The sequence below is a fragment of the Sphingobium scionense genome (assembly GCF_014197035.1).
GTDB classification, from domain to species: Bacteria; Pseudomonadota; Alphaproteobacteria; order Sphingomonadales; family Sphingomonadaceae; genus Sphingobium; species Sphingobium scionense.
Genome location: NZ_JACIEU010000003.1, coordinates 34,595 through 46,942 on the forward strand (window position 1 = coordinate 34,595; position 12,348 = coordinate 46,942).

Here is a 12,348-nt window from a genome sequence, read left to right on the forward strand (position 1 = left end):
GTGCATTTTAACGACGTGGGGTTATGCTGCCTTGCATGAGCGCCCACACGTCCCTTGCCGGATCGATCATGGCGGACAGCTGGCCCATGGCACATGTCATGGCCGGCATGTCGGCCGTGCCCGTCGGCCATGCGATTGATCTCGCCTTTTTCTTCCCGGTCGAGGACCGGGCGCGCCATGATGCGCTGATCGCGGAGACGCGCCGTCATCTGGGCGGATGCCTGACCGCGATTGAGACCGCGTTGCGGATGAGCCTGGCAGGCGACCCTGCGATTGCGGCGGCCCTGGCCCGCTGGCCCGACGGGCTGTGTTGGCCGACCATCTGTGCGCAGCCGACCTTGCTGGGGCCGGCCCTGCTGGCGCATATGCAGATGCGGGCGGGGGTCAGCCTGTTGTTGCGGCAGGTCGGACGGCCCGACGGCGAACCACCGGAAAATCCAGAGGCCGAATCGATCCTGTCGTCGGACGATCCGGAGATTGGCGACGCGATCGTCGCGCTGGCGCTGGCCGAGGGGCAGTGGCAGGCGATGGGCGGCGAGGATCAGCCGATGCGCCCCGATCTGCCGGCCGAACATTTTGCCGAACTGGTCTGGACAGCGGCAGCCTGCCTGGCGGCCGTGGTGCAGCGCACCGCGCTGGAACCCGACAACCAACTGCTCGGCGCGTTCGAACGGGCGGGCTGGGCGCTGCTCGCCAGCCATGACGAAAGCAATGGCCCGATCGCGGCGGCCGACCAGCTGGTGCGCCGGCTGGGGCCGCAGGCCGATGCGCCGGACCTTTTGGGCGCGGCGCTGGGGCAGCGGCGCTTTCTGCTGTTCGCCGCGCTGGCCGGGCGGCGACTGCGCCTTGGCACGGCGCAGGTTACCGACATTCTGGTCATGGGACCGGTCATGCAGGTGGCGACCCTATGCCGTGCGCTGGGCGGAACGGGCGCGGATTATCGCCATCTGCTGCTGGCGCTGCGGCCGGTGCGACCCGGCCTGTCCGACGCGGTGATCGTGGCCGAGGCCGATCAATATCAATTGCTGAGCGACGTGAAGGCGGAAGCGGTGGTGGGCGCCTTGCGCGCGCCGGCCGCCTTCCGCGCGAAGCTCGACCATCTGCGGCGTGTTACGGGATGAACATGACGCTCCACCCCTCCATTGTCCGGGCAACGGCATCGGCGGACGGCACGCTATTGAGTGCCGATGCGCCGCTGCTTGCCCTGCAACGGGAGGCGGGGAGCGATCTGCTGGGGCCGCTCGCCATCCCGCAACTGGCCGCCGTGGTGCGTCTGGCGGCGCGGCTGGGTGTCACCGTATCGCGGCCGGTGGTCGCGGCGGCGGAGCGGGGCGACATCGACATGTGGGTGCGGGCGCGTAGCGACGAGGGGCCGGACGGGCGCATCGTGTCGCTGGCGGTGGTCGACTGGAGCGAGCGGCCACCGCTCGCCAATACCGGCGACCATAGTCGGCGCGAGGCCGACCTGGCGGCGCTGGCCGATGGCTGGACCTGGCAGATCGACACCCAGTTGCAGTTCCAGATGGCGATTGCCGGGACCGACCGACAGGGCGCGCTGCCGACGCAGCCGCCATCGCCGGGCAGCCGTTTCTCCAGCTATTTCGAGCTGCAGAGCGATGGCGAGGGCGACATGGCGATCCTGCGTGGCTTCACCCAGCGCCGCGCCTTCCGCGATCAGATCGCGACATTGGTGCATGATCCCGATCAGCATGTGCGGCTGGCGGGCTTTCCGTTGTTCGACCTGGCCGGCCATCTGGTCGGCTATCGCGGCAAGGCCTGTCCGATCGAACGGCCGCCGGCACTGGCGCGGGCGGATACGACGCAATTGTCGCTTTATCCCGGCGAGTTCGGCAAGCGGCTTGACCGCTCGCTGCGCCAGCCGCTGGGGCGGATCATCGCCAATGCGGACACGATCGGGGCGCAGCTGGAAGGGCCGTTGCGGCCCGATTATGCCGATTATGCCAATGATATCGCGACGGCCGGCCGTCATCTGATGGCGCTGGTCGACGACCTGGCGGATTTGCAGGCGATCGACCGGCCCGATTTCGGCGTGATCATCGAGGATGTCGACCTGGCGGACCTGGGCCGGCGGGCCGGCGGCCTGCTGACGGTCAAGGCGCTTGATCGCCACATCAAGATCCACTGCCCCGATGCCGACCAGGTGCTGGTGGCGCGGGGTGAGTTCCGTCGGGTACTGCAGATTCTGGTCAATCTGGTCGGCAATGCCGTGCGCTATTCGCCCGAGGGATCGCAGGTCCGCGTCGTCGTGGAGCGTGAACATGGGCAGGCGCGGGTGTTGGTGATCGACCAGGGTGCGGGCGTGGCGCTGGAGGATCGCGAGAAGATTTTCGACAAGTTCGAGCGGCTGGGGCGCGACGATCCGGGCGGCAGCGGCCTTGGCCTCTACATCTCGCGCAAGCTGGCGCGGGCGATGGGCGGCGACATCAGTATCGGCGGCACGCCGGGTGAGGGCGCGCGCTTCATCCTGACCTTGCCCGCGCTCGACTGACGGACGCGACCGCGCTTATATGAGATAAAGAGCGCTTGTTTGTTCGGCGGGTGCCGCACCGATAGAGTGGTGACATGGACAGATCGCATTGCCTGGCCACCTATGGCACGCTGGCGCCCGGACGGGCCAATCATCATCAACTGGCGGATTTGCGCGGCGACTGGCAGGCGGGGCATGTGACCGGCCATCTGGTCGCGCGCGGCTGGGCCGCGTCCATGGGCTTTCCCGCCTTCATTCCCGATGAAGGTGGGACGGCGGTGTCGGTCCAGATGTTCCGTTCGTTCGACCTGCCGGCGCATTGGGCACGGCTCGATGCGTTCGAGGGGGCGGATTATCGTCGCGTCGCCATCGATGTCGTTACCGATCAGGGGCGGGTGCCGGCCTGGATCTATGTCTATGCGGGATCAGGCGGCTGAGGCCCAACGAAAAACGGCGCCCGATGGGGCGCCGTTCCTCTTGTCTCTTGTGACCGCGTCTTAGCGCTTGTCGACGGCGACATAGTCGCGCTGCGTCGGGCCGGTGTAGAGCTGGCGCGGACGGCCGATCTTCTGCGCTGGGTCCGAAATCATTTCGTTCCACTGCGCGACCCAGCCCACGGTGCGGGCGAGGGCGAAGAGCACGGTGAACATTTCGGTCGGGAAGCCGATCGCCGAGAGGATCACGCCCGAATAGAAATCGACATTCGGGTAGAGCTTCTTCTCGATGAAGTAAGGATCGTTGAGCGCGATCTGCTCCAGTTCCTTGGCGACGTCGAAGATCGGGTCGTTGACGCCGAGCTTTTCCAGCACGTCCTTCGCGGTCTTCTGCATCACGGTCGCGCGCGGATCGTAATTCTTGTAGACGCGATGGCCAAAGCCCATCAGGCGGAACGGATCGTCCTTGTTCTTGGCGCGGGCGATATATTCCGGGATGCGATCGACGGTGCCGATTTCGCGCAGCATGTTGAGCGCGGCTTCGTTGGCGCCGCCATGCGCCGGACCCCACAGGCAGGCGATGCCGGCGGCGATGCAGGCGAACGGGTTGGCGCCCGACGAGCCGGCGAGACGGACGGTCGAGGTCGACGCGTTCTGCTCATGGTCGGCATGCAGGGTGAAGATCTTGTCCATCGCGTCGACGACGACCGGATCGATCTTATAATCTTCCGCCGGGACCGAGAAGGTCATGTTCAGGAAGTTGGCGGTGTAGCTGAGGTCGTTGCGCGGATAGACGAAGGGCTGACCCACCGAATATTTATACGCCATCGCCGCGATCGTCGGCATCTTGGCGATCAGGCGGTGGCTGGCGATGCGGCGCTGTTCCGGATCGTTGATGTCGGTCGAGTCATGATAGAAGGCCGACAGGGCACCGACGACGCCCACCATGATCGCCATCGGATGGGCGTCACGACGGAAACCGCGGAAGAAGGCGGTCAGCTGTTCATGCACCATGGTGTGGCGCGTGATGGTGGTGGTGAAGTCGGCCAGTTCCTTGGCCGAAGGCAGTTCGCCGTTCAGCAGCAGGTAGCAGACTTCCATGAAGCTGGACTGTTCGGCCAACTGGCCGATCGGATAGCCACGGTGCAGCAGCACGCCGGCGTCGCCATCGATATAGGTCAGGCCCGATTCGCAGCTGGCGGTCGAGGTGAAGCCCGGATCGTAGGTGAACATGCCGGTGTTGGCGTAGAGCTTGCGAACGTCGATGACCTGGGGACCGACGGTGCCATCGAGAATGGCATAGTCCTTGGCCTCTCCGCCAACGGTCAAACTGGCATTATTATCCGACATGTTTTTCTCCTTAACTGCCGTCAACCGGCCACCGCGTGCCCTGCGGCGGTCAGTCGCTTCAAGCTTTCCTCTTTCCCCAGAAGGAAGAGGACATCAAAAATACCCGGCGAGACCGTGCGCCCGGTGAGCGCCGCACGAAGCGGTTGTGCCACCTTGCCCAGGCCAAGCCCCGCATCCTCTGCCACGCGGCGTATCACTTCATCGATCGCTTCAACCGTCCAGGACTGGACGGGCTGGAGAGCGTCGGCTGTCTTTTTCAGCAGCTCACGCGCGGGTTCATCTAGCAGAGCAGACGCCTTCTCGTCAAAATCGAGCGGGCAAGATTTGAACAGAAACTCTGCGCCTTCTGCAATTTCGTTAAGCGTCTTGGCCCGCGGCTTGAGCGAAACCATCGCCTGGGTCAAAATATCGCGCTGGGCGTCATTCAGTTGCGTATCGAGACGCGACTCAACGCGCGGGGCGACCAGGGCGGCCAGGCGCGGCTCGTCGGCCTCGCGCAGATAATGGCCGTTCAGATTTTCCAGCTTCTTGATGTCGAAGCGCGAGGGGGAGCGGCCGACGCCGTCAATATCGAACAGTTCGATGGCGCGCTCGATCGAGATGATCTCTTCATCGCCATGGCCCCAGCCCAGGCGCAGCAGATAGTTCAGCACCGCTTCGGGCAGCATCCCCATCTCGTCACGATAGGCATCGACGCCGAGCGCACCGTGGCGCTTCGACAGCTTCGCGCCGTCCGACCCGTGGATCAGCGGGATATGGCCATAGACCGGCTCTTCCCAGCCCATCGCCTTGATGATCGCCAGCTGGCGGAAGGCATTGTTGAGATGGTCGTCGCCGCGGATGACATGGGTGACGCCCATGTCATGATCGTCGACCACGACGGCCAGCATGTAAGTGGGGGTGCCGTCCGACCGCAGCAGGATCATGTCGTCCAGCTCGGCATTCTGCACCACGACGCGGCCCTGCACCGCATCCTCGATCACCGTTTCGCCGGTCCGCGGCGCCTTGATACGGATGACGAAGGGCGCGCCTTCGGGCGCTTCCTCGGGCGAACGGTCGCGCCAGCGGCCGTCATAGCGCATCGGCTGCTTGGCGGCGCGCTGCTGTTCGCGCAGTTCGGCCAGCTCTTCCTGCGTCGCATAGCAGCGATAGGCATGGCCATTGGCGAGCAGCTGATTGGCGACCTCGGCATGGCGCGGGGTGCGCTCGAACTGGAACACGGCCGGCTCATCGCCGCCCAGGTTCAGCCATTCCAGGCCGTCGAAGATGGCGGCCACGGCTTCCTCGGTGGAGCGGGCGCGATCGGTATCCTCGATGCGGAGCAGGAACTTGCCGCCATGATGGCGCGCAAACAGCCAGTTGAACAGCGCGGTGCGGGCGCCACCAATATGCAGGAAGCCCGTTGGCGACGGGGCGAAACGGGTCACCACCTGCTTGTTCAATCCCGTTGCACTTGCCGTCATATTCGCTGACATTCTTCCTGCCTGATCCATGGATGCGACGCCCCCTAGCATGGCTTTTGAGCCACGACAAACGTCCGTTGGGCGCAGGACGGTGCGTATTGCGCACAATGGATTTGCGCGGATCGAACAATGGCTGGAACGGGAGCGCGAACAACTGGCGCTGTGGGTGCCGGTGGCGCTGGGCGCGGGCATTGCCGGATGGTTCGTGCTGCCGGGACCGGCGGACTGGCTGGCCTTTTGCTGCGGCGGGCTGGGGCTAGCCTGCCTGGCGCTGTTGCTGCCGGACGGTGCGCGATTGCGTCATATGCTGGTGGCGGCCGGGTTGCTCGCCTGCATCGGGTGCCTGCTGGTCTGGGGCAAGGCCACGTGGCTGGGACAATCGCCTCTGGCCCGTCCCATATTCGTACAGGTGACGGGGAGCGTGACGGCGGTTGCCAAGCTGCCGGCGCAGCAGATGGTGCGGGTGGGGCTGCGGCCGATCGAGGCGCCGGCGCTGCCCACGGCGATCCGGGTGAATATCGCACAGGCGGATGTGCCCGAAGGGCTGGGCAAGGGGGCGGTGCTGCGCTTTCGCGTGCGATTGATGCCGCCCGCGCCGCCAAGCGTGCCGGGCGCGTTCGATTTCGCGCGGCGCGCCTATTTTCAGGGGATTGGCGCGACCGGGCGGGCCTTGGCGCCGGTGGAGGTGGTGGAGCTGGCGCGTGAGGGGCCGACGCTGCGGGCGCGGCTGTTCGATCATATCAGCGGACAGGTGGCGCGCGCGCCGGCGGGGATCGCGGTGGCGCTGGCGACCGGCGACCAGGGGGCGATTACCGAGGCGGATGCGGAGGCGATGCGGCGCAGTGGCCTGGCGCATCTGTTGTCGATCAGCGGGCTGCATGTGACGGCGCTGGTCGGGGCGGTGATATTCCTGCTGTTGCGGTTGCTGGCGCTGATCCCGCGCGCGGCGCTGGACTGGCCGCTGATGCTGATCGCGGCGGGCGGCGGCGCCCTGGCGGGGATCGGCTATACGCTGCTGACCGGGGCGGAGGTGCCGACGGTGCGATCCTGCATCGCGGCGCTGCTGGTGCTGGGCGGACTGGCGCTGGGGCGTGAGGCGATCACTTTGCGGCTGGTGGCGACCGGGGCGCTGGTGGTGCTGGCCTTCTGGCCCGAGGCGCTGATCGGGCCGAGCTTCCAGATGAGCTTTGCCGCCGTGGTCGCGCTGGTGGCGCTGGGCGAGCATCGCCGGTTCAAGGCGTTCGCGATGGCACGGGACGAGCATGGGCTGCGCAAGGCCGGGCGGACGGCGGCGGCGATGCTGATGACCGGCCTTGTCATCGAACTGGTGCTGGCGCCGATCGCGCTTTTCCATTTTCACAAGGCAGGTTTGCTGGGCGCGGTGGCCAATCTGGTCGCGATCCCGCTCACCACCTTCGTCATCATGCCGCTGGAGGCGCTGGCGCTGGGCTTCGACCTCGTCGGGCTGGGCGCGCCCTTCTGGTGGCTGACCGGCAAGGCGATCGCGCTGTTGCTGGCGGTGGCGCATGGCGTGGCGGCGAGCCCGATGGCGGTGATGCTGGCGCCGGCGGTGCCGGGCGGGCTGTTCGCGATCATCCTGGTGGGCGGCCTGTGGTGCCTGCTCTGGCGCAGTCGCTGGCGCTGGCTGGGGCTTGGTCCGGTCGCGGTCGGCCTGATCGGCATCGCGCTGCTGGCGCCGCCCGACATCGTGGTGACGGGCGACGGACGACATGTCGCGGTGCGAACACCGGGGGGGACGATGGCGCTGCTGCGCGAGGGGGCGGGTGATTATGTCCGCGACGTGCTGAGCGAGAGCGCGGGCTATGGCGGGAGGCTGGAGGCGATCGCGGCGATGAAGCAGGCGCGCTGTTCGAGCGATCTATGTGCGGTGACGTTGCCACGGGGCGGGCGCGACTGGCAGTTGCTGGTGACGCGCAACGCGATGCTGGTCGATCGGCCGATATTGGAGCGGGACTGCGCGGCCGCCGACATCGTCATCAGCGACCGGGGCCTGCCCTGGTGGTGCCGGCCGCGCTGGATGAAGATCGACCGCCGGTTGCTATCGCGCACCGGCGGCCTGTCGATTGGCCTTGAAAGCGGCAAAGTTCACACCGTCCATCGGCCCGGCGACGCGCATCCGTGGATCGTGCGTCGCCGGCCCCGAAAGTCCGGTCAGTTGTAGCGGCGCAGCAGGCCGGCGAGCTTGCCCTGGATGCGGACCTGGCGGGGATCGTAGACCTGCGGTTCATAGGCGGCGTTGGCGGGATCGAGCCGGACGCGCGATCCTTCGCGGCGGAAATATTTGAGCGTCGCTTCGGCGTCGTCGATCAGGGCGACGACGATCTGACCCTCGCGCGCGACATCGGTGCGCTGGATCAGCGCGAAGTCGCCGTCGAGAATGCCGGCCTCCATCATCGAGTCCCCGGAGACTTCCAGGGCATAATGATCGCCAGAGCCGAGCAGCGCAGCGGGGACGGAGAGCATGGTGTGGCTTTCCATCGCCTCGATCGGCACGCCGGCGGCGATGCGGCCGTGCAACGGGATTTCGATCACGTCATTGGCGGCGGTCGGCAGCAGTACGGCGGGCGCCGATACCTTGGGCGTCGGAAGTGCAGGCGCAGGTGCGCGGTGCATCGCATCGGGCAGCTTGAGCACTTCGAGCGCGCGGGCGCGGTTGGGCAGGCGACGGATGAAGCCACGCTCCTCCAGCGCATTGATCAGCCGGTGGATGCCGGACTTGGAACGCAGGTCGAGCGCGTCCTTCATCTCCTCGAACGAAGGAGACACGCCGCCTTCTTCCAGCCGGGTCTGAATGAAGCTCAGCAATTCCTGCTGCTTGGGCGTCAACATCGGCGGTCCTCCATGGAACGAATGAAGAACGCATAGGAAACGGAACGAGGCAAGTCAAGCGCGTTAAGCCACGCGCCGCTTTTGCCGGTCAGGTCGTCAGGCGGTCAGGGGGATGATGTCGACCATGTCGCCGGCAATGGCGGGGGCTGAGCCGGCCGGGCGGCGGATCAGGCAGTCGGCCAGCGCCATGGCGGCGGTGGCGGCGCTGTCCTGCGAGGTGACCGAGACGATGCCGTCGGCGCCGCGATACGCCCGCAGATAATCGTCGCGCTCCGCTGTCGCTCCCAGCGGTGCGGCAAGGCGGGCCTGTACGACGGGCGGCAGCGGCGCGCGCGATCCGGCAAGATGGCGGACCAGGGGGCAGAGGAAGAGGGTGCCGGTGACGAAGGCGGAGACCGGATTGCCCGGCAGGCCGAGAAAGGTGGCGTTCCCCAGGCGTCCGGCCATCAGCGGTTTGCCCGGCCGCATCGCGATCTTGTAGAAATCGAGCGTGCCGCCAGCCGCCGCGAAGGCCGGGCGGACATAATCATGGTCGCCGACCGAGGCACCGCCGGTCGAGACGATGATGTCGGCCTGCGCCGCCTGTTCCAGCGCCTGCGTCATGGCGGCGAGATCGTCGGGCACGATGCCGAGGTCGATCACGTCGCAGGGCAGGGCGGCGAGCAGGGCGGCGAGCATCGGTGCGTTGGATGAGGGGAGATAGCCCGGCGGCGTCGGCGCGCCGGGGGCAACAAGTTCGTTGCCGGTCGAGAGCAGGGCGATGCGCGGCCGCGCGCCGACCGGCAGGCTGCCATGGCCGCCCAGCACGGCGAGCGCGATCTGGCCCGGCGTGAGGCGGCTGCTGGCGTTTAGCAATGGCGTGCCGGCGCGAAAATCGGAGCCGAGCGGGCGGACATGCCTGCCGGGCGACAGGGTGCCGTCATGCGGGGTCAGTCGATCGCCGTCGCGCGTGGCATTTTCCTGGATCAATATGGCGTCCGTGCCGGCCGGCAAGGGCGCGCCGGTGAAGATGCGGCAAGCCTGTCCCGGTTGCAGGGCCGGTATATCGGCATGGCCCGCGCTGCTGGTGGCGACGACATGCCATGGCCCGGCGCCTTCGGATGCGCGCACGGCATAGCCGTCCATCGCGGAAAGGTCGGCCCAGGGCTGGTCGCGCAGGGCGGTGATGTCGGCAGCGAGCCAGCGACCGGCACAGGCGGCGACAGGCACAAGTTCGGCCGGCAGCGGGGCGGCAAGGGCAAGGAGCCGCGCCTGCGCGTCCGCGACCGGCATCAGGCTCATCGGCCGCTGCTCTCCGGCGCGGTCCAGTCGCCCGACTTGCCGCCGCGCTTGGCGAGCAGGCGAACATCGCCGATTACCATGCCCTTATCGAGCGCCTTGGCCATGTCATAGACGGTGAGCAAGGCGGCGGTGGCGGCGGTCAGCGCCTCCATCTCCACCCCGGTCTGGCCGGCGGTGCGGGCGGTCGCGGTGACGGTCACGCCGTCGTCGTGGAGGGTGAAGTCGATGGTGACGGCGCTCAGCGGGATGGGGTGGCAGAGCGGGATCAGTTCGGCGGTGCGCTTGGCCGCCATGATGCCGGCGACGCGGGCGACGGCCAGCACATCGCCCTTCTTGACGAGGCCGGCGGCGATCGCCTGCGCGGCGCCGGCCGCCATCGTGATGCGGCCGGCGGCCACCGCCTCGCGCGCGGTCACGGCCTTGGCCGAGACATCGACCATGCGGGCGGCGCCATCCGCGTCGAGATGGGTGAGGCCGGTCATGCGCCCGTCAGCAGGTTGCGGGTCGCCGCCTCGACATCGGCCTGGCGCATCAGGGTTTCGCCGACCAGGAAGCAGCGCACGCCATGATCGGCCATGGCGGTAAGGTCGGCATGCGAGCCAAGGCCGCTTTCGGCGACGAAGGTGCAGCCCTCGGGCGCCTTGCCGACGAGTTCATAGGTGCGGGCGAAATCGACGCTGAAGTCGCGCAGGTCGCGATTGTTGACGCCGATCAGGCGTGAGCGGAGCTTGAGGGCGCGCTCCAGTTCAGCCTCGTCATGCACCTCGATCAGGGCATCCATGCCAAGGCCGAGCGCGGCGTCCTCGATCTCCTGCATCTGGCTATCTTCCAGCGCGGCGACGATGATCAGGATCGCGTCGGCGCCGAGCGCGCGGCTTTCCAGGATCTGCCAGGGATCGACGATGAAATCCTTGCGCAGCACCGGCAGCGGGCAGGCCGATCGGGCGGCCATCAGATAATCGTCATGACCCTGGAAATAAGGCTCATCGGTCAGCACCGAGAGGCAGGCGGCGCCACCGGCTGCATAGGCGACGGCATGGGCCGGCGGATCGAAATCGGCGCGGATCAGCCCCTTGGACGGGCTGGCCTTCTTCACCTCGGCAATGAGGCCGAAGCCCGAGCGGGCGGCATCGTCCAGCGCCTTGCGGAAGCCGCGCGGCGGGGTCTGCTCGCTGGCGCGGGCGTGGAGCGTGGCGACGGTGGTCGCGGCCTTGCGGCGGGCGACATCCTCGCGCTTGAAATCGCAGATTTCGATGAGCTTGTTGGTCATTGATAGGCAATCCAGCAATTGAGGAGCGCGTTGGCAAGGCCGTTGTCGATGGACTCAGCGGCCTGTTCGACGCCGTCATGCAGATCGTGGGCGGCATCCGCGACGACAAGGGCGGCAGCGGCATTGAGCAGCACGGCGTCGCGATAGGCGCCCGCTTCGCCCTGAAGCAAGGCCCGCAGCGCCGCGGCATTATGGGCCGGGTCGCCGCCGCGAATGGCGGTGACGGGATGGGTCGAGAGGCCCAGGTCGGCGGCGGTCAACCGGCGCATCGCAACCACGCCGTCGGCCGTCACCTCGGCAATGTCGTTGCCACCGGCGAGCGAGAGTTCATCGAGCCCCTCGTCACCCGACACGATCATCGCATGGGTGGCGCCAAGCTGGCCGAGCGCATCGGCATAGATGGGAACATAGGCGGGGCGGGCGATGCCGACGAGCTGGCGGCGGACATTGGCGGGATTGGCGAGCGGTCCCATCAGGTTGAAGATGGTGCGTTCGCCGATCGACCGGCGGATAGGGCCGAGCCGTTTGAGCGCAGGATGATAATTTTGCGCGAACAGGAAGCAGATGCCCAGATCCTTGAGCGTCGCTTCCGCCGTGGCGGCGGCACGATCGAGATCGAGGCCCAGCGCTTCGAGCGTATCGGCGGCGCCCGCCTTGGACGAGGCGGCGCGATTGCCATGCTTGGCGACCGGCACGCCGGCGGCGGCCACCACCAGGCTGACGGCGGTGGAGACGTTGAGCGTATGATGGCCGTCGCCGCCGGTGCCGCAGACGTCGATCGTGCCGTCGGGCGCGTCGACCGGGATCATCCGGGCGCGCATCGCGCGAGCGGCGGCAGCAATCTCCGTCGCGGTCTCGCCGCGCCGCGCCATGGTGACGAGGAAGCCGGCGATCACCTCGTCCGACAGGTCGGCGTCGAACAGCAGGTCGAAGGCGCGGGCGGCTTCGTCGGCGGCCAGGGGCGCGCTGGGATCGGGCAACTGGGTCATGGGCCAAGCCTTTAGTCCCGCCTGCGCGCGAAAGTCGAGGGCGACATGCTATTTGCCCGCCAATTGGAATTTTGTTGCGTGGTCCGGCAATCGGCTCGACGTGTCGGGTGTGAAGCGGCCGGGGTTGCAATGACAGGGCAGGGCTGTAGAAGGCCGCCATTCGCATGGACCCGGTGAAATTCCGGGTGGCTATTCCGGCCGCCGATCCGCCGGACAACATCAC

Annotated in this window: 11 protein-coding genes and 1 other annotated feature; of the genes, 4 read left to right on the forward strand and 7 right to left on the reverse strand. The window is 67.4% G+C overall.

Annotated elements, in window-relative coordinates:
* Positions 1 to 35: 35 nt before the first annotated feature.
* The 3 genes from GGQ90_RS03825 to GGQ90_RS03835 all read left to right on the forward strand — a co-directional run bounded on the left by GGQ90_RS03825 (position 36) and on the right by GGQ90_RS03835 (position 2,925).
* The gene (locus GGQ90_RS03825; protein ID WP_188080911.1) at positions 36 to 1,121 is read left to right on the forward strand and encodes a DUF2336 domain-containing protein; all 1,086 of its coding nucleotides are present in this window, start codon (positions 36 to 38) and stop codon (positions 1,119 to 1,121) included.
* Complete coding sequence (locus GGQ90_RS03830; protein ID WP_188080912.1) at positions 1,118 to 2,509, forward strand: sensor histidine kinase; 1,392 nt, start codon at positions 1,118 to 1,120, stop codon at positions 2,507 to 2,509. Before GGQ90_RS03825 ends, GGQ90_RS03830 begins: the two co-directional genes overlap by 4 nt.
* Before the next feature lie 74 nt (positions 2,510 to 2,583).
* On the forward strand, positions 2,584 to 2,925 hold the full coding sequence (locus GGQ90_RS03835; RefSeq protein ID WP_188080913.1) for a gamma-glutamylcyclotransferase family protein: 342 nt from the start codon (positions 2,584 to 2,586) through the stop codon (positions 2,923 to 2,925).
* A 60-nt stretch (positions 2,926 to 2,985) separates the two neighbouring features.
* On the opposite strand, the gene gltA is transcribed toward GGQ90_RS03835, so the two are convergent.
* Both gltA and gltX read right to left on the reverse strand, forming a co-directional pair.
* Positions 2,986 to 4,272 (reverse strand): citrate synthase, encoded by a 1,287-nt coding sequence (gene gltA / locus GGQ90_RS03840; RefSeq protein WP_188080914.1) that lies wholly within the window; start codon positions 4,270 to 4,272, stop codon positions 2,986 to 2,988.
* Between the two features lie 20 nt (positions 4,273 to 4,292).
* Positions 4,293 to 5,735, reverse strand: a complete 1,443-nt coding sequence (gltX, locus tag GGQ90_RS03845; RefSeq protein WP_246428111.1) for a glutamate--tRNA ligase — start codon at positions 5,733 to 5,735, stop codon at positions 4,293 to 4,295.
* A gap of 49 nt (positions 5,736 to 5,784) precedes the next feature.
* Between gltX and GGQ90_RS03850 the strand changes: the two genes are divergently transcribed.
* Positions 5,785 to 7,917, forward strand: coding sequence for a ComEC/Rec2 family competence protein (locus tag GGQ90_RS03850; protein WP_188080916.1), 2,133 nt, complete (start codon positions 5,785 to 5,787; stop codon positions 7,915 to 7,917).
* On the opposite strand, the gene lexA is transcribed toward GGQ90_RS03850, so the two are convergent.
* The 5 genes from lexA to trpD form a co-directional block, all read right to left on the reverse strand.
* Complete coding sequence (lexA, locus tag GGQ90_RS03855) at positions 7,908 to 8,585, reverse strand: transcriptional repressor LexA (RefSeq protein ID WP_188080917.1); 678 nt, start codon at positions 8,583 to 8,585, stop codon at positions 7,908 to 7,910. The genes GGQ90_RS03850 and lexA overlap by 10 nt on opposite strands.
* Before the next feature lie 96 nt (positions 8,586 to 8,681).
* Positions 8,682 to 9,866, reverse strand: a complete 1,185-nt coding sequence (locus GGQ90_RS03860; RefSeq protein ID WP_188080918.1) for a molybdopterin molybdotransferase MoeA — start codon at positions 9,864 to 9,866, stop codon at positions 8,682 to 8,684.
* Positions 9,863 to 10,348 (reverse strand): cyclic pyranopterin monophosphate synthase MoaC, encoded by a 486-nt coding sequence (gene moaC, locus GGQ90_RS03865; protein WP_188080919.1) that lies wholly within the window; start codon positions 10,346 to 10,348, stop codon positions 9,863 to 9,865. Before moaC ends, GGQ90_RS03860 begins: the two co-directional genes overlap by 4 nt.
* Positions 10,345 to 11,136 carry an indole-3-glycerol phosphate synthase TrpC gene (gene trpC, locus GGQ90_RS03870; RefSeq protein ID WP_188080920.1) on the reverse strand — a complete coding sequence of 264 codons (792 nt, stop codon included), beginning with the start codon at positions 11,134 to 11,136 and terminating at the stop codon, positions 10,345 to 10,347. Before trpC ends, moaC begins: the two co-directional genes overlap by 4 nt.
* Positions 11,133 to 12,125, reverse strand: a complete 993-nt coding sequence (trpD, locus tag GGQ90_RS03875; protein ID WP_188080921.1) for an anthranilate phosphoribosyltransferase — start codon at positions 12,123 to 12,125, stop codon at positions 11,133 to 11,135. The genes trpC and trpD overlap by 4 nt, the downstream gene beginning before the upstream one ends.
* A 163-nt stretch (positions 12,126 to 12,288) precedes the next feature.
* Positions 12,289 to 12,344, forward strand: a sequence feature (sul1 is cis-regulatory element that is thought to sense ions involved in sulfur or methionine metabolism; They are found in Alphaproteobacteria).
* Positions 12,345 to 12,348 lie beyond the last annotated feature (4 nt).